At 58.0% G+C, this 20,215-nt stretch carries 17 protein-coding genes; 8 read left to right on the top strand and 9 right to left on the bottom strand.

The features are described from left to right. Positions 1-175: 175 nt before the first annotated feature. The 4 genes from JTM80_RS06605 to JTM80_RS06590 form a co-directional block, all read right to left on the bottom strand. The gene (locus JTM80_RS06605) at positions 176-2,815 is read right to left on the bottom strand and encodes a CHASE2 domain-containing protein (protein WP_172353325.1); all 2,640 of its coding nucleotides are present in this window, start codon (positions 2,813-2,815) and stop codon (positions 176-178) included. A gap of 4 nt (positions 2,816-2,819) precedes the next feature. Next, positions 2,820-3,788: a DUF1822 family protein gene (locus JTM80_RS06600; protein ID WP_205370816.1), complete on the bottom strand. Its 969-nt coding sequence runs from the start codon at positions 3,786-3,788 to the stop codon at positions 2,820-2,822. Between the two features lie 27 nt (positions 3,789-3,815). After that, positions 3,816-4,463 (bottom strand): sigma-70 family RNA polymerase sigma factor, encoded by a 648-nt coding sequence (locus JTM80_RS06595; protein WP_172358702.1) that lies wholly within the window; start codon positions 4,461-4,463, stop codon positions 3,816-3,818. A 181-nt stretch (positions 4,464-4,644) separates the two neighbouring features. After that, positions 4,645-5,349, bottom strand: a complete 705-nt coding sequence (locus JTM80_RS06590; RefSeq protein WP_172358703.1) for a phosphoribosylanthranilate isomerase — start codon at positions 5,347-5,349, stop codon at positions 4,645-4,647. A gap of 311 nt (positions 5,350-5,660) precedes the next feature. Here JTM80_RS06590 and psaK point away from each other — a divergent pair, with 311 nt between their 5' ends. The 6 genes from psaK to JTM80_RS06560 all read left to right on the top strand — a co-directional run bounded on the left by psaK (position 5,661) and on the right by JTM80_RS06560 (position 11,861). Continuing rightward, a complete protein-coding gene (gene psaK, locus JTM80_RS06585; RefSeq protein WP_315874817.1) occupies positions 5,661-5,858 on the top strand; it encodes a photosystem I reaction center subunit PsaK in 198 nt (65 codons plus the stop codon). Between the two features lie 454 nt (positions 5,859-6,312). After that, on the top strand, positions 6,313-7,533 hold the full coding sequence (locus JTM80_RS06580) for a site-2 protease family protein (protein WP_172358704.1): 1,221 nt from the start codon (positions 6,313-6,315) through the stop codon (positions 7,531-7,533). 413 nt (positions 7,534-7,946) lie between these two features. Further along, entirely contained in the window at positions 7,947-8,516 is a 570-nt protein-coding gene (locus JTM80_RS06575) for an FHA domain-containing protein (RefSeq protein WP_172353327.1), read from the top strand. A 10-nt stretch (positions 8,517-8,526) separates the two neighbouring features. After that, a complete protein-coding gene (gene purU, locus JTM80_RS06570) occupies positions 8,527-9,381 on the top strand; it encodes a formyltetrahydrofolate deformylase (protein WP_205370813.1) in 855 nt (284 codons plus the stop codon). 80 nt (positions 9,382-9,461) lie between these two features. After that, positions 9,462-10,580 carry a non-hydrolyzing UDP-N-acetylglucosamine 2-epimerase gene (wecB, locus tag JTM80_RS06565; RefSeq protein ID WP_172353329.1) on the top strand — a complete coding sequence of 373 codons (1,119 nt, stop codon included), beginning with the start codon at positions 9,462-9,464 and terminating at the stop codon, positions 10,578-10,580. A 177-nt stretch (positions 10,581-10,757) separates the two neighbouring features. Further along, entirely contained in the window at positions 10,758-11,861 is a 1,104-nt protein-coding gene (locus tag JTM80_RS06560) for a metallophosphoesterase (protein ID WP_172353330.1), read from the top strand. A gap of 21 nt (positions 11,862-11,882) precedes the next feature. Here JTM80_RS06560 and JTM80_RS06555 read toward each other — a convergent pair whose 3' ends face one another. From JTM80_RS06555 to rpmG, 3 genes are all read right to left on the bottom strand, one after another. Further along, on the bottom strand, positions 11,883-13,925 hold the full coding sequence (locus JTM80_RS06555) for a ribonuclease catalytic domain-containing protein (RefSeq protein ID WP_172353331.1): 2,043 nt from the start codon (positions 13,923-13,925) through the stop codon (positions 11,883-11,885). Between the two features lie 139 nt (positions 13,926-14,064). Next, positions 14,065-14,280, bottom strand: a complete 216-nt coding sequence (gene rpsR / locus JTM80_RS06550; RefSeq protein ID WP_068508773.1) for a 30S ribosomal protein S18 — start codon at positions 14,278-14,280, stop codon at positions 14,065-14,067. Between the two features lie 47 nt (positions 14,281-14,327). Then, on the bottom strand, positions 14,328-14,516 hold the full coding sequence (rpmG, locus tag JTM80_RS06545; protein ID WP_172353332.1) for a 50S ribosomal protein L33: 189 nt from the start codon (positions 14,514-14,516) through the stop codon (positions 14,328-14,330). Positions 14,517-14,742: 226 nt separating this feature from the next. Here rpmG and glp point away from each other — a divergent pair, with 226 nt between their 5' ends. Next, positions 14,743-16,008 carry a gephyrin-like molybdotransferase Glp gene (glp, locus tag JTM80_RS06540; RefSeq protein ID WP_172353333.1) on the top strand — a complete coding sequence of 422 codons (1,266 nt, stop codon included), beginning with the start codon at positions 14,743-14,745 and terminating at the stop codon, positions 16,006-16,008. Positions 16,009-16,671: 663 nt separating this feature from the next. Beyond that, the gene (gene rpoD, locus JTM80_RS06535) at positions 16,672-17,802 is read left to right on the top strand and encodes an RNA polymerase sigma factor RpoD (RefSeq protein ID WP_172353334.1); all 1,131 of its coding nucleotides are present in this window, start codon (positions 16,672-16,674) and stop codon (positions 17,800-17,802) included. A 146-nt stretch (positions 17,803-17,948) separates the two neighbouring features. Here the strand turns inward: rpoD and JTM80_RS06530 are convergent, their stop codons facing one another. Then, on the bottom strand, positions 17,949-19,244 hold the full coding sequence (locus JTM80_RS06530; protein ID WP_205370812.1) for a ComEC/Rec2 family competence protein: 1,296 nt from the start codon (positions 19,242-19,244) through the stop codon (positions 17,949-17,951). 91 nt (positions 19,245-19,335) lie between these two features. After that, positions 19,336-20,193 (bottom strand): urease accessory protein UreD, encoded by an 858-nt coding sequence (locus JTM80_RS06525; RefSeq protein ID WP_172354400.1) that lies wholly within the window; start codon positions 20,191-20,193, stop codon positions 19,336-19,338. Positions 20,194-20,215: the final 22 nt, after the last annotated feature.

Below are 20,215 nucleotides of genomic sequence, written 5' to 3'. Positions count from 1 at the left end.
AGGCACGCAAATACAGGGGTTTGGGGGATGTGCAACCTCGCTAGAGGCTCCTGATTCTTCCCACAATATTCACTTCAGGAAATCTCTGCTCTTTTACGCAGCAAGACGAAAAGAGCGGGCTGGAGTTTCCTGACACTGGGTTTGGAGTCTTGGGAAGACTGGACTTTGCAGCCCTTTATTTGAACCGCTGACCGCGAGTCATGATCAGGATGAGATTGACGAAAAACAGGAGCGTCAGTTGCACTAGACGGTAGCGGTAGATCGTGACCAGGATGGCGCTGAGGCCAAAGGTCAAAACGGCCGGAACCAGCGGTATCCAGCCGCCCCAGAGAATTAGAATTCCCTGAGCGATCGCCCCCAACAGCAGCAGCCCCAGGGCGATCGCCCCTAATAACCGCCAGGGCGCTTTGAACAGCAGCACCAGCAGCCCGCCCAGCGCCGCCCACCCTCCAATCCACAGCATTTCTAGCCCGTGGGGCAACGTCCACAGCAGCGGCCGCTCGTTGAAAGCGGCACTAAGCAACTGGCTGGTCATCTGAGCCTGCACCAGTACTCCGTCCATTGTGGAAGCGATGGGCGTTCTCCAGATATCGGTCGATTGCTGCGGATCATGCGGAATGTATCCAACGATAACCACGCGATCCTGAAACAGATCCGGCTGCACGCGCTCACTCAGCACATCGCTGATTTTCACCTGCCTAAATGGACTGTCGTACAGCGGGCGCACGGTGCGGTAGTTGAGCAAGACCTGCGCCCCGCGATAGTCAAAATTGGGGGCTTTATAGCCGCCCGATCGCCGTCGCAAGAGCGGATAGGTGCGATCGCCCAGCTTCAGCACCTCCGGCGTAATTTCTACGGGAATCTGCTCGGCTTCTAGATACCGACTGGCAAGCAGCGTGCTGAATGCAAAGTCGGGTAGGCAGCCTGTTTCGTCCGACAGTTCTTCGCGCATGGCCAGCAGGTGGCGGCGCACCATTCCAGGCTGGGACTGCGGCTGGCTCGATGGGGATACGGCAGCACTCGCAACTGGACGGGGGGCGATTCCCCCAGGGATCGCTTCGCGAATCGCCCGCGCTTCTGCATTGATCTGGTGAACCTTCCGCTCTTTTTTGTCCTCAACAAAATCTGAAAACCCCAGCCGAGTTGCCGCAATGTCTGCTGGGGGAGCAATGCCGCCCTCGCCCCGCACGGGCACTTTGCAAACGCCGATGACCTTTGGATTTTCGCGAAACTGCTGAGCCAGCGACGCAGCTTCGGGTTTGATCGGCAGGTCACGATATAGGTCGATGCCGATTAACCGGGCACCGCTCTTGTCCAAGATTTCAATCAGGCGGTTCAGGTTCGCGTTCGATACCGAATACCAGTAGGGGCCAGACTGCTGCCCAAGGTCTTGCCGCTCTTGTTCGTCAATCGTGACAATCAGCAGGCGCGGGTCTTGTTCTTGCTCGGCGGGGCGCAGGCGCAGCATCTGGTCGTAGGTGGCGAGTTCGACAGGTTGCAGCCAGCCGAGCGATCGCCCCCCGATGACCACTCCTGCTGCCAACGCGCTAAGGGCGATCGCCATTGGTACGCGGCGCAGCCCCCGGCGCAGGCGGCGCTGCCAGACTTCGCGGCGATGCAGGCGGCGGCGGTGCAGGCGAGTAGCGGCGGCAGGAGGGGGACTGGGCGACTCTGCGGGTTTGGACAATCGCCCTAGGAGGGACTGCCAGGTGGGCGGGCGCTCTGCCGGGTTTTGGCAAATGACGGGCAGCCAGGTGGCGCAGAGAAACTCGTTTTCCAAGACCTGGAGTTGCTCTCGCGCCCGCCGCACCGAGAGATAGAGCGACTCGCCCCGCACAAACGTTCGCAGGAAACTGGTGAGAAATTCCTGCGCCACCCGGTCGGGCACAGGTTCCCGCATCACCACCATTTGGGGAATGTGCAGGTCGGCTAGGGCGCGGGCCAGCCCCAGCCCATCGCAGGAGTTGAAAATCGCCAGCTTGAGTCCCTGGGTGGCGGCGTTTCGCAGGGCATAATGCAACTCTTCAATCGTCAGGGAATCGCTGGGGTTGATGGCGATGCGCCCGGTGTCGCCGCCTGCTGGGTCTGTGGCCAGTTCGGTGGAACTGTGCCCCGCAAAAAACAGAATGTCCCACGGCTGATCCCAGAGGCGATCGCTCAGTTCTTTGCGGTCGGGTTCTACCAGAAAGGTCACGTCGGCCTGGGGTGACAGGTGCATCAGCAGCGTGCGATCGCCCTGCACGTCGATGCCCGCGCTGTTGCCCAAAATCGCCAAAATTCGTACCTTGCCCTTGGGCTTGGGCGGTTGCATCACCCGCTGATAGGTGGGGGCGCTGAGGGCAATTTCCAGGTGGGAATGCTGCTCAAATAGCTCTAGCAGATGCCACGGCAGCCGTTGCAGCAGCCGATCTTCCGTCTGCACAATCAGCCGCACGGTGTCAGTCGGCGACAGCGCTGCAAACCAAGTTTCGCGCACCCGCCGAAAGGATTCTGCCCGTAGCCACTCATTCAGGCGATCGCGCAATAGCCGGGCCGCCTGCTGACACGCCGCTCGACTCGCCGACCGCGACACATTTTTGATTTGATGGTCGGGCGCATTCAGCCGTGTGGCAATGCCCAACTGTCGATAGGCCATTTGCCATTGTTGATATAACGCCACCACCTCCGGCGCGGGCGGCAGTTTCCCCACCACCTCGGTTGTCAGTTGCATCGCCAGCCCTGAGGCCGCGTCTGTCTCTTCGCCGACCTGGAGCGTCGCCGGAAACCCCTGCTCAAAGCTGCCTTCACCAAATCGCAGCGTTACTAATTTGTCCACGGCTCTAAATCAAAAATGCTTCTGTTGCGGTCGTGTCACCCAAGGCAACTTGCACCCCAAAGGTTTCGCCAGAGACTCCGCTAAATTGCAGTTGCAGATAGTCTTCGAGCGTGGTGGACTGAGCCTCTAAAAAAACAGTGCCCGACTCGTCCAGAATGCGGAGATATACGTTTGGCGGCAGGCTGGAAGTGCCAGGACTGGGATAAAGCTGGACGCAAATATCGGTTTGTCCAGGCTGTGTGGTGCTGAGGCTAAGTTCCATGACCAGCGGCAGCGAAACGCCCACCTCCACCAGCTTGGCGCGACGCACAGCGGCATTGCTAAGCTGCCGAAAGGCATAGGCGGGGCTGAGCTGCTCTGGACTCAGGACGGCATCCACTGCGCTCCAGCCTGCGTCGATCGCCCCTTGCAGCCATCGTCCCAACTGGTTGAGACTGACTCCTGCCCGTGCCAGCGTCGTAGCAACCAGGGGATGCAGCAGCCGATCAAGATGATCCATCAAATCTTCAGGGGGCTGGAGATGAGCAGGATGCAGCGCTGGTGGGCCGTCGTCCCCTGGTTCCAGGGTGGGGGTAAAGCCCAGAATGGAGGCCTCGCGCTGAGATGCGTCAATGTGAACCGCGACATACCCGATGCGATCGCCCCACACTTCGGGCGGCACTGGGCAGGGCGCGGATACATTTTGAACAGGGCGGCATTCCAGTCGGCCCGCACCAATGACTTCCAAATCGGCAACGTCGGCCGCAAGACGGGCGATCGCATTCCAGCTATCTCCCCGCTCCAAGTCGGTGTCGATACCCATCATTTGTAAATAATCATTGACCACCCACACCGCCAGCGTATTGTGACGCACCTGTTCGGCTTTGGCCGGAGTTGGCTGCTGGCTGGCAAACTGTTGGGCAAGCTGTCGGGCCGCCTGCGGCAGGGGCAGCGTTAATGCGAAATCGTCAATCTCGGCGGTGTTGTATGTCATAGGGTCAGTCCTCGGGCAAGTCCTCCTCTACAGATATCCCTCGGACTCGCCAAATTTACGCAGCCGGGGCAAACACTGCCGCTGGTAAAAACTACTCAGTGTGGAAATGGGCAGCCCAAACTCGGCTGAGATCTCTTCCCAGCTTGCTTCTGGCGGCAGCCGTCGCAGCAACAGCGCCTGACAGTTCACCTCCGGTCGCCCCTTGATGTGGGTTTTCACCAAATCGCCACTGCCGTCCGCTTCTACCCAGTCCCGCACGTCTTGCAAAATAGGCGGCACGTCGGGATTAGCCGCCAGGTTATCCACCGGATCAATCAGTTCCCCTGTCTCGCCAGAGCGTGAGGCCATACCCCGGACAGCGGCCCGCCGAGTTTCCTGCTCTCGACCTTGAATGTAAAAATCTTGCAGCCGCCGCTTCAGATAGGCGCTCAACCAGGTCACCACGCTGCTCTGAGTGGGGTCGTATTTGCGGCCGGTCGTGGCTTCGCAGACGTTTTGGCAGAAATATACCCAGGTCTGCTGGAGCGCATCTTCGTAATAGGCGACATTCTCCCGCCACAGCTTGCGCGATGCCAGCCGGATCACCTTGGTCAAGGCCCGCTGACGCTGGGGGCTGCCAGGCGGGTGGCGACAGGCTTCGATGACCAGTTCTTGCAGTTCGTCCATCTCCGGGATCGGGGTTAAGGGCAGGGGCAGCAGCAAAAAAAGCGAAGCCCAGCAGGTTCACAAGTTGGCACATAGGAACAACAGCCCGTTGTAGACGCACCTAACCGATGAACCCACTACATAGGATGCTTTACTCGTATCACAGTTCTGAACGCGATAAAGTTCCAAATTCTATAGAGTTTGTTGCAGTTCACTCTCGGTTTTCTGGCGATCGCGCTCCGATGAAATCATCCTGAGCAGTAGACCCTGATTCCTGACGACCCAACTGGGCGATCGCCCCCATTAACCGCTCGACCAGCCCCAAATCCTTGTCGCCGGGGGAACGCTCCACGCCGCTGGAGAGGTCGATTCCGTAGGGATGGGCTGCTCTTAGAGCGTGCTGCACGTTGTCGGGCGTGAGGCCGCCAGCCAGCAACCAAGGACAGCCAGGGTCAAAGTCCCGCAGCATTGCCCAGTCGAGGGTTGCGCCTGTGCCGCCGTAGAGGTGGGGATGGTAGGCATCGAGCAAGAGTGTGTCAATGTGGGGCGCGTAGCGGTGGGCCAGGTCGAGCGTCGCAGCATCGCGCACCCGCAGCGCTTTGATGAGTTCGATGTGGGGCAAGGCCTCGCGCACCCGCTGGCAGCCGTCTGGCGATTCGTTGCCATGCAGTTGAACAGCCGTGAGTTGGGCGATCGCCACCACCTGCTGGATCTCTTCTAGGGGCGCATCCACAAACACGCCGACCCGATCCACCAGGGCTTCTGGCGGCAGCGCCTCGACGATTGCCCGAATTTGGGCTGGAGCCACATAGCGGGGTGACGCAGCCACGCAGATAAAGCCCAGGGCCGAAACGCCGAGTTGGGCGATCGCCCGTCCCTGGGCAGGCTGCGTAATGCCGCAGATTTTGACCCGCAGCGGCGCGGATCGCGCTAGGGAAAACTCAGCAAAAACGGACTCGGCGGGACTCTGCATAGTGTCTCTGCATAGTTTTGTATCGGTATTGCCCAGAACTGTTAACTCTTTCAACAAATTGTGTTTCGTTAAACCTGCCTCTCTAAAATCAGGAATGATTCTGCACTGCGTCTTGAGCGTTGCGTCTTGAGCGTAGTGCTTGAGATCGGCGAGTTCAAAAAAGGGGAGATTTTACATTGTTTCACGTTGCGTTTCACACTGCACTCATCGCTACGGCGACAACGGCCCCCTGGTCGATTAACACCGCAATTGTCATGACGGCGGCGAATCTGTTTGCGATCGCCATCGGCTATTACGCCATCCAAAAGCGCGGCGTTGGTCCGGCGCTGCCCGTCGAGCTACCCGCCATGTTTACGGGCTTTGGCTTGCCAGAACTGCTGGCCACCATGAGCTTTGGCCACCTGCTGGGGGCTGGGTTTGTGCTAGGCCTGTCGAATGCTGGGCTGCTCTAGCGCTGGGCCGCTCTAGTGCCCAAAAGTTCTACGGGCAGGAAACAAGGCGGCCCCGTTCAGGGAACATTCGCCGCCAGGGTTCTGCCCGTCCTCGGCCCGTATTTTTAGGACTTGATATTCTAGGACTTGATATCAGAAGCCATCCTCCAGGCTCATCTGTTTGCCAGGTCAGCCTAGTAGAATGAGAGCAAGCCTGACGGAACTGGCGCAAGTCTTAGCGGTTTATCGCAGTTGCAGAGAGTTGAACCAGAGAGCTGGATCAACGAGTTGGATCAACGCCTGAAAGCTTTGCTGACTTGTCTCAAACTTGCTTTCAGCCTGAATCTCATCTACTCCTCTCGCACAAGTGCTGCGGAGTCTTCACTCCCATCCCCTGCTATCAGCGTTAACGGTCTCCCAGGCAATGTCTTATCAGGCGGTGGGTTTTGCCGCCCCAATGCAGCCAGGAGGGCAGATGAGGGCAGGTTGGCGAGTTGGCTCGATTTTTGGCATTCCACTGCTGGTTGACTCCTCATGGTTCCTGATCTTGGGGCTGTTTACCTATTCCAACAGCCTGATGTTGCAGCAAAGCCCAGGCTATCCAGCGGGTGTTGCCTGGATTACGGGACTTGGGCTGGCGCTGGCGCTGTTTGGGTCGGTGCTGCTGCATGAGTTGGGCCATAGCCTGACGGCGCGATCGCAGGGCATCGGGGTCAACTCCATCACGCTGTTTCTCTTTGGCGGCATTGCGTCCATCGACCGGGAATCCAAAACACCAGGGCAGATGTTTCAGGTGGCGATCGCCGGGCCAGCCGTCAGCTTCGCGCTATTTCTGCTGCTGGCTGGGGCAGCCCAAGTACTTCCCACGGATACCCCCCTGCACCTCATTGCCACACGGCTTTCTGCCATCAACCTGGTGCTGGCGCTGTTTAACCTGATTCCGGGTCTGCCGCTGGATGGTGGGCAAGTGCTGAAGGCGGCGGTATGGAAGCTGACGGGCAGCCGCATCCAGGGAATGCGCTGGGCCGCCCGATCGGGACAGGCGCTGGGCTGGTTTGGCATTGCGCTGGCGGTAATGGCCTACATCCAGTCTCCCGCAGGCAGCATTAACGCCATCTGGCTGGGGCTAATCGCCTGGTTTATTTTGAGCAATGCCCGCGCCTACAGCCGCGTTTCGGATGTGCAGGAGGCTGTGGGCAAGCTGACGGCGGCGGACGCGATGACCCACGAGTTTCGCGTGGTCGATGCCGACCTCAGCCTGGAACGCTTTATCAGCGATTATGTGCAGCAGGAGGAAGCCTATCCACCGGCTTTCTATGCTGCGTCGGAGGGGCGCTATCGGGGTCAGGTCTTGGTCGAAGATGTGCAGCAGATCGAGCGCAGCCAGTGGAATCAGACGCTTCAAGAGATAGCTCATCCGCTTACAGAAATCCCTAGCGTTGCAGAAGCATCGCCCCTGTCAGATGCTATCAGCAAACTGGAAACCGAGACTTTGAAGCGGATTACAGTCCTCTCTCCGGCCGGAGCAGTGGCAGGCGTGCTAGATCGGGGCGACATTGTGCGAGCAGTAGCCAAGCAGTTGAATGTGCCTGTGCCCGATGCGCTGATCACTCGCATTAAAGAGGAAGGCGTGTATCCGCCGGGGCTGCCGCTGCCTGCGATCGCCACTTCGCTCAATGAAGACCGAAACGGTTAAAAAAAATCGTAACCAATAGAAACATACGGGTTCACTATCCCTGATTTAGCAGCATCCCGCAGCATCGCTCAGAAAACCGCAGACTCTCCTGTGGCGTAATGAGTATGGCGATCGCCGCAGGTGTTGCTATATTAGTCTGTTGATACGGGTTGTCTAACGGAAACGTGCGATCGCCAGACTTGTGGCTACAGCGTTTGGCCAGCTTGTCTGTAGGTTGCTTCTACCGCTCTGTTATTACGGCACTCTCTTACACAGTTAGGTGCGCGATGTCCTCAAGAGAGCAAGGGTTTCGCAGCGTCTTGTCTAGCACACTAGCTTTAAGAAAGTTGTAGATAATTAACAGGTTTGTTACGCCTTTGCAGGTTCGTTTTGTTTTCCATTTTGTTTTCCATTGTTGAGCGAGTCATCGTTGCATGTCAGCATCGCACCCCAATCACCTGATCATCATCGAAGACAATAAGGGACGGCGAGAGTACGCACTAGAGGGCGATCGTTATTCCGTTGGTCGAGACCCAGCCTGCGACATTCGGCTAGTTTCTCCCTTTGTTTCGAGACATCACGCCACGCTGGTTCGCATGACGGATGACCAAGGTGGCTACTACTATCGCATCGTAGACGGTAATGGTAGGAGTAAGCCTAGCGCCAATGGACTACTCATCAATGGCAAAAAGCTTGCTGCTCACGACCTCGAAAATCAGGACAAGGTGGTGTTTGGACCCCAGGTTCAAGCTATCTACTACATGCTGAAGCGCGAGAATGTGGCAACTGTGCCGCCTGACGAGTTCGATATTACGCTGATCAGCCCCAATATGATCGACGAAGAGGGTGAAGGCGGTGCAGGCGCGGTAGTGTTCCCCGAAGACTTGGAAGACGACGAGCTAGAAGACAACGAAGACGACGAACTAGAAGACGACGAGCTAGAAGACGAACTGGAAACAGATGCGAGGTTTTCTTCAAGCTCCCGTCTGGCGGTCGAAGAGTAGTGCGGGATTCATGACCAACCCCACTGCTATCCTTCTGGTTTCTTGCCCCGACCAGCCTGGTCTCGTTGCCAAGGTTGCCAACTTTATCTATGCCAATGGCGGCAACATCATCCATGCCGATCAGCACACGGATGCTTCCGCGGGGCTGTTTCTCATGCGGATCGAGTGGCAACTGGATGGCTTCAACCTGCCGCGAGAAGTGATTGGCGTGGCCTGGAAGGCGATCGCCCAACCGCTCAATGCCCAGTGGGAACTGCATTTTTCCGATGAAACGCCCCGCATTGCCATCTGGGTCAGCAAACAAGATCACTGCCTGTTTGACCTAATCTGGCGACAGCGGGCCGGCGAGTTTGCCGCAGAGATCCCGCTAATCATCAGCAATCATCCGAACCTGGGGGCGATCGCCCAGCAGTTTGGCATCGACTATCACCTCATCCCCATCACCCCCGACACCAAACTCCAGCAAGAAGCCAAGCAGCTTGAGCTACTGCGCCACCACCGCATCGATCTCGTCGTCCTGGCAAAATACATGCAGGTCTTAAGCGCCGATTTCATCGCCCAGTTTCCCCGCGTGATCAACATTCATCACTCCTTCCTGCCGGCCTTTGCCGGAGCCAACCCCTACCAGCGAGCCTACGAACGCGGCGTAAAAATCATCGGCGCAACAGCCCACTACGTCACCCAAGACCTAGACGAAGGCCCCATCATTGAGCAAGACGTGGTGCGCGTCAGCCACCGCGACCAAGTCACAGACCTCATCCGCAAAGGCAAAGACCTGGAACGCATCGTCCTCGCCCGCGCCGTCCGCTATCACCTGCAAAACCGCGTTCTTGTCTACGGCAACCGCACCGTCGTCTTCGCCTAGTCCTTCCTGCTTCATCTCCATTTCTCTGCCTTCAAGTTCTCTGTCTTCAAGTTCTCTGTCTTCAAATCCCAACCCCGCCAATGCCCCACCGCATCTGTATTATCCTTGGCACTCGCCCCGAAGCCATCAAGCTGGCCCCGGTGATTCAGCGGTTTCGGGCCAACCCCGCCTTTGACACCCAGGTCGTGCTGACCGGGCAGCACCGAGAAATGGTGGATCAGGTGATGCAGTTGTTTCACCTGACGGCCAATCGCGATCTTGCCATCATGCAGCCCCAGCAAAGCCTGACCGACATCACCTGTCTCAGCCTGCGCGGGCTAGAGGCGCTGTTTGCCGAACTCAATCCCCAAATGGTGCTGGTGCAGGGCGACACAACAACGGCCTTCGCGGCGGCTCTGGCAGCGTTTTATCAAAAAATTCCAGTGGGCCATGTCGAAGCAGGACTCCGCACAGACAACTTATTTAACCCCTTCCCGGAGGAAGCAAACCGCCGCCTCATTTCCCAAATTGCCCAGCTTAACTTTGCGCCCACAGAACTCGCCGTGCAGCATCTCCAGCAGTCGGGCGTAACGGGCGAGATTCACAAAACAGGCAACACTGTGATCGACGCGCTGCTGACCGTAGCCGCCCGCCATCCCGACTGTCCAGTTCCCAATCTGAATTGGGATCACTATCGCGTCTTGCTGGCAACGGTGCATCGCCGAGAAAACTGGGGTGCGCCACTCCAGGACATTGCACAGGGATTTCTGGCAGTGCTGGACAAATTTCCCGACACGGCGCTGCTGCTGCCGCTGCACCGCAACCCAACCGTGCGAGAACCACTGACGGCGCTGCTGGGCGAGCATCCCCGTGTCTATCTGACAGAACCCCTAGACTATGCAGAACTGGTGGGGGCGATCCAGCGCTGCTATTTGCTGCTGACGGATTCCGGCGGTATTCAGGAGGAGGCCCCCAGTTTGGGCAAGCCGGTGCTGGTGCTGCGGGAAACCACCGAGCGCCCCGAAGCCGTGACTGCCGGAACAGCGCGGCTAATTGGCACGCGGCCGGATGATATCCTGGCGGCGGCCGCCAGCCTGCTAGGCAGTGCCGATGCCTACAGTGCCATGGCCAATGCGGTCAATCCTTTTGGGGACGGGCGGGCCGCTGAGCGGATCGAAGCCATCGTGCAGGACTACTTTCGTAGAACGACTGTCGCGTAGAGCAGCCTGTCTAGGAGTTGAATCTGAACCGTTGAAATTTGAACCGTTGAATCAATTTTCGCAGGCATAGGGCGCAAAAATCCCTCGGCAGGAAATTTTCAATCGAAAATCATTCAACGACAGAAGTCCTGCCCGATTAGGATGGAAGGAAGATTGCGCTTTTTTCCCGATTCCTCCATGGCCTCTCGCTTTCGCTTTGCTGTCATCAGCGATCCCCATATCGCGCTGCCCCACACCATTTGGGACAATCCCCATCGGTTTCATCTGGTGGAAGTCAGCGTTCCGGCGCTGGAGCAAGTTTTGGCAGCGCTGGCAACAGCCGATCTGGATTTTTTGCTGCTGCCGGGTGATCTAACCCAGCATGGGGAATGGGAAAACCACCAGTGGCTTGTGCAGCGGCTGGGGCAATTGCCCTATCCGGTTTACGTCGTGCCGGGAAACCACGACATCATTGCGCGGGATGCGGAGAAACGGGCGATTGGGCTGTCTGATTTTCCTCAGCTTTATCAGCCGTTTGGGTACACGGGCGATCGCCCCTATTACGCCCGCGAGATTTTGCCGGGAGTACGGCTGATTGGGCTGAACTCGATCGCCTTTGATGAAAACGGTGTACAGCTACCAACGGGCTGGCTGGATGAGGCACAGTTGCGCTGGCTGGCAGAAACGCTGGACACAGTGGGCGATGATCTGGTGCTGGTAATGGTGCATCACAACGTGCTGGAGCATTTGCCGGGCCAGGCTCGCCACGGGATGGGCCAGCGCTATATGCTGCAAAATGCGGCTGATTTGTTGGGGATCTTAGAGCCTGCGGGAGTGCGGCTGATTTTCACGGGGCATCTGCATGTGCAAGACGTGGCGCAGCACCGAGAGTTTTGCGAAATCACCACCGGTTCGCTGGTCAGCTATCCCCATCCCTATCGGGTGCTGGTGGCAACTCAGAACGACCAGGGATTTTGGCAAATTGAGGTAGACACGACTCGCGTCGAAGCTGTATCTGGCTGGGACGACTTGCAGACCTATTCGCGAAACTGGATGGGCGATCGCTCTTTTTCTTTTATGCATCGCCTGCTGACGCTGCCGCCCTTAGCGCTAGCCGATGCCGAAGCCAGGGCAATCGCCCCCCACCTGCGCCATTTCTGGGCAGACATTGCTCAAGGCGATGCCTGGTTCGACTTTCACCACCTGCCGCCTGCGGTTTGTCAGTTTCTCCACCGCTTTAGCGCATTGGATGCCAGCGGAAACTATTGCCCAATTGATAACCAAACCCTGCTGCGAATTTGAGCCATTCTTTCGCCTAGGAAATCAAGAGGCAGCCTGGGGAACGGCCTGATCGATTTCCACGAACTGGATCAGGTCGCGGCGCGGATCGACATAGGACACTTTCACATCGAGGCGATCGCCCACTTCCACGGTTCGGCTAAAGCGCATCGCCATCTCCAGTCCCAAATCTTCTAGCAGCACCAGCCCAAAGTTTTCATGCTCCCGCAGCCAGCGCAGCACCAGCGCCGGCCAGACTTCGTTTGCATTGCGCCGCAGGTATTCCAGGCTCCAGTAACGATTTGTCTGGCGCTCGACCTGCACCATTTCGTAAGTCGTGGAGCCGATGCCTTGCAGCAGTTCCGTCATTTCCTCTGGCGAAAAGGGCAGCGGATCGCCCTGCAAATGCGCCTTGATCTGAAAGTGAGCCAGCAAGTCGGCGTAGCGGCGAATTGGCGACGTCACCTGCACATAGACATCCAGCCCCAGACCCGCGTGGCGGATCGGAGTCACGCCCATTTCACTGCGCTTCATGCAGCGACGAACCGCACAGCCCCGCACTGGCCCTGGTGGCAACAGCATTAATTCCTCTTCAGGCGGGAGTTCGGGCTGTTCCTGCCCCCGAAACGGCAGCGGCAGGCCATGCGCCTCGCCATAGCGCCCAGCCACCTCGCCCGCCAGGATCATCATTTCTGACACCAGAATTCGAGAAGCGGATTCTTCAAACACGTCAATCCGAATTTCGTCGTCTTCGGTCACTTTGATGGACGATTCTGGCATTTGAATGCTGATCGCGCCCTGCTGCATCCGCCAGCGCTGCCGCTGACTTGCCGTTTGAAACAAAATTTCTAGCTCCGGCTCTGCCTGGATGCCCAGTTGCAGCATCTCATCTACGTCGTCGTAGGTCAGGCGATAGGTGGGCTTGATGAGCGTCGGGTGCATCTCGTAGGACTGGATTGCGCCATCCGCATCCACCAACACCCCAAAGCTAAAGGCATGACACAACTGCCCCTGCACCAAGCTCATCGGCCCGGTGGCCAGTTCTGGCGGAAACATGGGGGTCATACCCGTCGGCAAATACAGCGTAATGCAGCGCCGCCGCGCTTCCAAATCGAGCGCGTCGCCAGGTGTGAGCCAGCGGCTAGGGTCGGCAATGTGAACCCAGATGCGGTGCTGCCCGTCGGGCAAAAACTCGACGCTCAGACCATCGTCGATTTCCCGCGTGCTTTCGTCGTCAATGGTATAGACCTTGAGGTGAGTCAGGTCTAGGCGATCGCGGCTAGAGTCGGCGGGCGGGTCAATAAGACAGCGTTGGGCCACTTCAAGGACTCGGCTAGGGAACTGGATCGGAATCTGGCTGCGCCGCAGAAACAAATTCTCGTGAGGATGCCAGAGCCGCAGATCCACCAAAAGCTGAAAGGCTTCTTCCGGTGTTTCAGGACGACCCAGCGCCGATAAAACCTCCAGCGCCGGGGTACGGTGGCTGGCTTCTTCTCCTAGCGTAGCAAACCGCTCCAAGGCTTCTAGCCAGGGGCGATCGCCCGCTGCCCATTCCAGCGATTCGCCCGCCAAAACCTGGCGCAATCTTGCCAAAAAACCTTCCCACTCCTGCTGCCGCTGGAGCGTGACCGAAAGCTGATGCTTGAGTTCCTTTACCTGCGCTGCGGGACGCGGCTCGTAGCGATCGCCCTTCTGCTTGAAATAGAGGCGATCGTCCGACAGCAGACAGTGGGCAGCATACTGCAAGGGGGGGCTGTCATCGGAAAACAGCAGCCGCGCCATTCCCGCTGGGTCAACCGTTTCCCCATCCTCTATCAGCAATTCCCACGCCACTTCCAGGCTGTCGGGATCAAGGTAGGGCTGCACCTCTTTCAGAAAGGCGCTAATTTCAGACGGCTTATAGGTTTGATTCGCAACGGTGTAAGTGATGTCGCGGGGATGCAGCGTATGAGCCTGGCCTCGTTCATCGATCACCACCCACAGCTTTTTTCCCTCCGGGCGATCGACCACAGCCAAGCGACGCGGACGAGTAGCCCCCGCTCCGCCCTCGCTGCTCGGCCGAAATTCAACTAATGTTCCCTTGTCCATAGCGCCGTGGAATCAGGGGATGACGATGTTAAGGTGCGATCCAGTGTCTACGGGAAAGTATCCTGGGCAGCCCCAGTCAGGCCTCAATGACATAGCCTCAATGACATAGCTTGAGGGCGATCGCCCAAAGCCGAAACGCCTAGCCTTCCTGGTTCACAAACGGCAGCAGCGCCAGCAGCCGGGCCCGCTTGATGGACTGAGTGAGGTCGCGCTGTTGCTTTGCCGTTAGCCCGGTGATGCGACGGGGCAAAATCTTGCCGCGCTCGGTGATGAACTTACGCAGCAGTTCTACATCTTTATAGTCGATGGGATCTCCGGGCTTGATGGGAGACACGCGACGGCGGTAGTAGGTCATAGGAATTGGGATTCGGAGTTGTAGATAGTAAATAGAAGAGAGGGAGACTACTTAATCTCTTTGTGAACCGTGTGCTTGTTGCAATGCGGACAAAACTTATTCAGCTCGATCCGATTGGTGGTGTTCCGACGGTTCTTAGTGGTGGTGTAGCGTGACACTCCGGGCGATCGCTTGTCCGGATTGGTGCGGCACTCAGTACACTCCAGCGTAATAATGACACGAACGCCCTTAGCCATAGCGAGTCCAGTCCTGCTGAGTCAGTAATTAAACACAAACCCTTATTTTTTCATATCAAGGGCAAGATCGACAACTCTTTAGCGAGAACCGGACAAGAATTTTTGAGAGCCGAACCCAGAATTTGCCGAACCTGACCTGTCCTCGGCGTGCTGGTAAATGGTGTAGCTTAAGCATCACCGGGTTTACCAAACCTGGAACCCTAAACCTGCACCTCCCTCAATCTTCATGCTGCCTGTCCTCGAAGCCGAAACACGAATTCTCAGCCTGACGCACCCTCTAAATCCTCAAGATGACCTAGAGTGGGTGCTGCTATCGGCCGCAGCAGGGCGCATTCTGGCGCAACCCGTCAGCAGCCAGCTTGATTTTCCCCATTGGGACAATTCGGCAATGGATGGCTATGCCGTGCGGCAGGCAGATGTGGCCACCAGTTGCCCTGATGCGCCAACTGCTCTGACGGTGGTGGAGGAGATCCCAGCAGGATATCAGCCACAGCAGACTATCCAGCCGGGGCAAGCGGCGCGAATTTTGACCGGGGCCATGATGCCGCCGGGAGCAGATGCAGTGGTGATGCAGGAAGAAACGCAGCGAGAGGGCGATCGCGTCTACATTCTCTCTGCACCCACACAGCAGCAGTTTGTTCGCCGTCGGGGCGAGTTTTATCGGGCGGGCGATCGCCTCTTGCCTGCGGGAGTTCGGCTGGGGGCAGCAGAAATCGCCGTGCTGGCGGCGGCCCAGTGTGTAACGATTCCGGTCTATCGACGGCTACGGGTGGCCATTTTGTCTACGGGTGACGAACTGGTGTCGCCCGACCAGCCACTCCGTCCGGGGCAAATTGTCGATTCCAACCAGTATGCGCTGGCGGCGCTGGTGGCCGAAGCCGGAGCCGAACCGCTGATGCTGGGGATCGTGCCCGACCAGCCAGACGCTTTGCAAACGGCGATCGCCCAGGCGGTGTCCACGGCCGATGTGGTGCTGTCTTCCGGCGGCGTGTCGGTGGGCGACTATGACTATGTGGATCGCCTGCTAGAAGCTCTCGGAGCCAAGATCCACATCCGGGCGATCGCCATCAAACCCGGCAAGCCCCTCACTTTTGCAACGTTTAAAGCTTCCCAATCCCATCCTCCGACGGCCTACTTTGGCTTGCCGGGGAATCCGGTGTCTGCGCTGGTCACCTTTTGGCGGTTTGTGCTGCCTGCACTGCGGAAACGGGCGGGGCTGTCGGCAGGTTGGGGGCCGGCGTGGATCTGGGGGCGATCGCCTCACGACTTGAACGCAGATGGTAAGCGCGAAACCTATCTCTGGGGGACGCTGCGTGTGACAGAAGAAGGTCATGAGTTTTCCCAATCACCTGGCAGCTTTAGTTCTGGAAATCTCATCAATCTGGCCCAGACCAACGCCCTGGCACAGGTGCCTGTGGGACAAACCCGGATTCTCGCAGGCACTCCAATTCGGCTGATGCAGACGGGTGGAGGGGCGATCGCCTTTCCCTGAGCCACGTCAGCAGATCCAGCCCTTGGCGGAGCAGAAAGTATTTCCAAAAAGGAAACAGAATTCCCCTAATCTGTTTTCAGCCGTGCTTTCCGTCATCCGGAGTGCCAGATCCCAATTCCGCACATTGGCGGAGCAGGTTACGCTTTTTCCCCGGCCGGTTCAAACGGTAAAGCTCGTTACGCTGGAGTCACCCCTGAGGAAAATTCAAAACATATCTGGCACATTCCGCCATCTATGGCTAGAGTATTGATCTGATTCGGAATATCCAAGTTTCTGAATCAGACTTTAGCAACACCCTTGGGTGGGGCTTATCAGGTTTCTATGACCAAAGTGGGGTTGAGGCGTACAAGTTTTGTGAGAAAGGCTACAATCAGGGAGTCTTGCAGTTAAAGTCTTGCAACTCAAGTCTTGCAGCTTAAGATTCCTGAGTTTGTTGCTAAGCCTCAACTAAGGCAAATTGGGAATGGGCAGGTTTGGGAAAGGCGCGTGCCGTAGGGCAGCAGAATCTGGAATTCATTGGCCTTCTCCCTCGGTTTCCTCCATTGCTTAGGTCTAGATGGATTGCTAGTTTGTCTAGAAACCGTCACTATTTCATTTCATTCATTACCTTCTGGCTTGACCAGTTTTTTTGACCTTTGACATAAGGAGCATGAGGAGCGCGGCATGACCCAGGCGAATGACGTACTCGAAACTGTTGACCCAACCGAGACTGATTTTGAATTCGTCGATGAGGGTGACGACGGGCGTGAGGATGTCTTTGATATCCAGCCGGAAGATGAAGCTGAGGAAGACGACGAGAAGCCAGCAAAGGGCCGCTCTCGCCGCCGAACTCAAGTCAAGAAGAAGCACTACACCGAAGACTCCATTCGTCTCTATCTTCAAGAAATTGGCCGCATTCGCCTGCTGCGGGCTGATGAGGAGATTGAGCTAGCTCGGAAGATTGCAGATTTGCTGGAGCTAGAGCGCGTTCGGGAGCGGCTAGTGCAGGACTTGGCCCGCGAACCCAAGCACGCCGAGTGGGCAAGTGCTGTTGAGATGGAGTTGCCTGCATTCCGTCATCGTCTTCACGTTGGACGGCGTGCTAAGGACAAGATGGTGCAGTCCAACCTGCGACTGGTGGTGTCCATCGCCAAGAAGTATATGAACCGGGGCCTGTCTTTCCAGGACTTGATTCAGGAAGGCAGTTTGGGTCTGATTCGGGCGGCTGAAAAGTTTGACCACGAAAAGGGCTATAAGTTCTCGACCTACGCCACCTGGTGGATTCGTCAGGCCATTACGCGGGCGATCGCCGACCAGTCTCGCACCATCCGCCTTCCGGTTCACCTCTACGAAACGATTTCTCGCATCAAGAAGACAACCAAGCTGCTGTCTCAGGAAATGGGCCGCAAGCCAACTGAAGAAGAAATCGCTACTCGTATGGAAATGACCATCGAGAAGCTGCGGTTCATTGCTAAGTCTGCTCAACTGCCGATTTCGCTGGAAACGCCGATTGGTAAAGAGGAAGATTCTCGCTTGGGTGACTTTATCGAATCGGACGGCGAAACGCCTGAAGATCAGGTTTCCAAGAGCCTGCTGCGGGAAGATTTGGAAGGTGTGCTAAGTACCCTCAGCCCGCGTGAGCGTGACGTGCTGCGTCTGCGCTACGGCTTGGATGACGGTCGCATGAAGACGCTGGAAGAGATCGGGCAGATCTTCAACGTAACCCGTGAGCGGATTCGTCAGATCGAGGCAAAGGCCCTCCGCAAGCTGCGTCACCCCAACCGCAACAGCGTGCTGAAGGAATATATTCGCTAGGCAGTGTCTTAAAACTTTCTAGGTCGTTGATTGCCTTGAGTCGATCCCCCTGAATCCCCCTTAAAAAGGGGGACTTCCAGAGTGGTTCGACCAGGCTCTCCCTTTTTAGAGGTGCTGAGGGGGGCGATCCCCCTAAATCCCCCTTATTAAGGGGGACTTCTGGAGTGGTTCGGCTCGGTTCCCCCCTTTTTAAGGGGGGCTAGGGGGGATCGAAGGGCTTTAAAACGCGCCCTAAGATCATCCGCGCCTTGTCGGTGAGCCGAGGCGCTGAAGAACCAAATCCAGATCGGATTCACCAGCAGCAGCAGCGTCGCCGCCAGCAGCAGCGAGTGGAGCGGGTTGACCTTGCGCCCCAGCGTGATCGCCACCAGCACCGCCAGACCCATCACGCCCGCCCGCGCCACCGACGGCTCCAGCCCCGTTAGGCCGATATAGCCCAGCAGCGCCGCCGCCGAGAGCGCAAAGCTGATCTGGGACGGGAGCGATCGCGTCAGGCTGAGCAAAATACCGATCAGCAGCGATACCTGAAAGCCCGATGCCGCCAGCGCGTGGGCCAATCCCGCATTGGCAAAGCTGTCGCGCAGGTCAAAGGGTACGTCTACGGCCCCCTTGCCCAACAGCATAGCGCTGACCAGGGCCGCCGGTCGCTCGTCAGGTTCTTTAGGTTCTTTAGGTTTTTTGGGGGCAGCTTTCACGGTTAGACCCGCTGCCTGCGATCGCACGATGCGCTGCCGCACCTGCCACAGCGCTTGCTGAAGCCGGGAAGAGAGCGATCGCCTCCACATCCACTGTTCCCGAAACCGCCCCTCTGTTGCCGGAAAATCAACGGTTTTACCCGCCAGTCCTGCAAACATACCGCGCTGTGCCAAGTATTGCCGGAAATCGAAGCCGCCGGGGTTGCTGGCGGGCTTGGGGCGATACAGCGACCCCGACACCGTGAGCATTTGCCCCGGATGCAGGCCGGTCTTCAGCTTCAGCGGCAGCGTTACATACAGCCGCCCAGACACCGCCGCAGCGCGAATGGGTTGGTTGGCCTCGTCCATCTGCTGCACCTGAAACGGCACTAGCTCTAGCTGGAGCTTGCCGCTGCGGGTTTGCTTTGGCGGCGTGTCGATGAAGCCATGCACCGTTACGGCTAAGTTAGTCTGCTCGGCTGCTGCGTCGGGGTTGCTCAGCAGAGCGCTAATGTCAGTTTCCGCAGGTCTGGGCAGGCGCACCTGAAAGTAAAGCGCTGCCAACAGTCCGACCCATCCTGCTATTATCCAGACCGTGGCGGAAGGCCCCGTCCGCCAGAGGCGAGGCGCGATCGCCCCTGCCAGCAATCCCAACCCAGGGAGGGCGATCGCCCCCGCTGAGATGCCCCATACCTGCACCGAAACCCCGGTCAAAAGCAGGCCCAGCCCGTAGGCCAGGCACAGCATTGCGCCGCCCGCTGCATTCATAAATTTTCGCTGTTTGATACACCCTCATGAACAGCAGTATTCCCACCTGGTTTGCCCGATTATCCAGATGCTCGATTATCCAGATGCCCGATTACCAGACGCGGGGAAGATATCCGGGCCGATCGACCAGCGCCGGCCGCAGCAGATGCCAGATCTGAATAAACCAGCGGCGGGCCTCTAGGGTGGAGTGGCCGCGATAGCGGTAGAGGAGGCCGGATTGGAGGCGGGTAGCGGCGTATTGGAGGAATGGGAGGGGGCTAGAGGAAGCTGCGGTAGGGATGAATTGGCGGGTTTGGGGGAGCAGATCGGCAGAAAGTTGAGCAACGGGCTGGCCGAGGATGGCGAAACTGGCGACGACGGGGCAATGGTTCAGTCCGTGGGGACTGCTCAGCGGGGCAGCTCCGCCGAGGATCTGCTGCGGATCGACCCAGAGCAGTCTGCCGTCTTTCCAGACTTCGGTGTGCGATCGCCATTGGCCGCTAGCAAACCCTTCGCCCCGCGCCGTGCGTCCCAGCCGAGTCATCTCCCAGCCTAGCCACAGTGCGTCTTCGTCTAGATCTACCCGCAGCCGCTGCCGATAGTCAGCCCCGTCGAACACGATGGTTTCCTGGGGCAGCCATTCTAAATAGCCGCCTGCTGCAATGTGGATGTGGGTTGCTTGCTCGGCGACCTGGCCGTTGCTGCGGTAAATCTTGCCTGCGGTGGCCGTGGTGCAAAGGGCATGGGCTTTGGGGGCCAGGTGAATTTTCGCGGATAGGCGATCGCCCCCCACCACACCACCCGCCGTGTGCAGCGTGACCACATGACAGACGCGATCGCCCTCTGGGAAGAACGGCCGCTGCACCTTCATCGGAGCCTGCACAAAGCTGCGGCCAAGCTGCGTTCCGCCCGCCCGCGCCACAAAATCCAGTTCCAAGCGCCCCTGCCAGCCCGCCCCGTCCGCTCCCATTACGCCGTCACTCCGCTCCTAG

This window comes from Thermoleptolyngbya sp. PKUAC-SCTB121 (genome assembly GCF_016919485.1).
Taxonomy (GTDB): domain Bacteria; phylum Cyanobacteriota; class Cyanobacteriia; order Elainellales; family Elainellaceae; genus Thermoleptolyngbya; species Thermoleptolyngbya sichuanensis.
The sequence above is the reverse complement of the archived record's forward strand: the minus strand, read 5'-3'. Positions and strand labels throughout refer to the sequence as shown.

Coding starts and splice junctions, on each gene's coding strand:
- JTM80_RS06600 (WP_205370816.1), bottom strand. CDS start 3,788: ATGACATACAACACCGCCGAGATTGACGATTTCGCATTAACGCTGCCC.
- psaK (WP_315874817.1), top strand. CDS start 5,661: ATGACGGCGGCGAATCTGTTTGCGATCGCCATCGGCTATTACGCCATC.
- JTM80_RS06580 (WP_172358704.1), top strand. CDS start 6,313: ATGAGGGCAGGTTGGCGAGTTGGCTCGATTTTTGGCATTCCACTGCTG.
- JTM80_RS06575 (WP_172353327.1), top strand. CDS start 7,947: ATGTCAGCATCGCACCCCAATCACCTGATCATCATCGAAGACAATAAG.
- purU (WP_205370813.1), top strand. CDS start 8,527: ATGACCAACCCCACTGCTATCCTTCTGGTTTCTTGCCCCGACCAGCCT.
- wecB (WP_172353329.1), top strand. CDS start 9,462: ATGCCCCACCGCATCTGTATTATCCTTGGCACTCGCCCCGAAGCCATC.
- JTM80_RS06560 (WP_172353330.1), top strand. CDS start 10,758: ATGGCCTCTCGCTTTCGCTTTGCTGTCATCAGCGATCCCCATATCGCG.
- JTM80_RS06555 (WP_172353331.1), bottom strand. CDS start 13,925: ATGGACAAGGGAACATTAGTTGAATTTCGGCCGAGCAGCGAGGGCGGA.
- rpsR (WP_068508773.1), bottom strand. CDS start 14,280: ATGACCTACTACCGCCGTCGCGTGTCTCCCATCAAGCCCGGAGATCCC.
- rpmG (WP_172353332.1), bottom strand. CDS start 14,516: ATGGCTAAGGGCGTTCGTGTCATTATTACGCTGGAGTGTACTGAGTGC.
- glp (WP_172353333.1), top strand. CDS start 14,743: ATGCTGCCTGTCCTCGAAGCCGAAACACGAATTCTCAGCCTGACGCAC.
- rpoD (WP_172353334.1), top strand. CDS start 16,672: ATGACCCAGGCGAATGACGTACTCGAAACTGTTGACCCAACCGAGACT.
- JTM80_RS06530 (WP_205370812.1), bottom strand. CDS start 19,244: ATGAATGCAGCGGGCGGCGCAATGCTGTGCCTGGCCTACGGGCTGGGC.
- JTM80_RS06525 (WP_172354400.1), bottom strand. CDS start 20,193: ATGGGAGCGGACGGGGCGGGCTGGCAGGGGCGCTTGGAACTGGATTTT.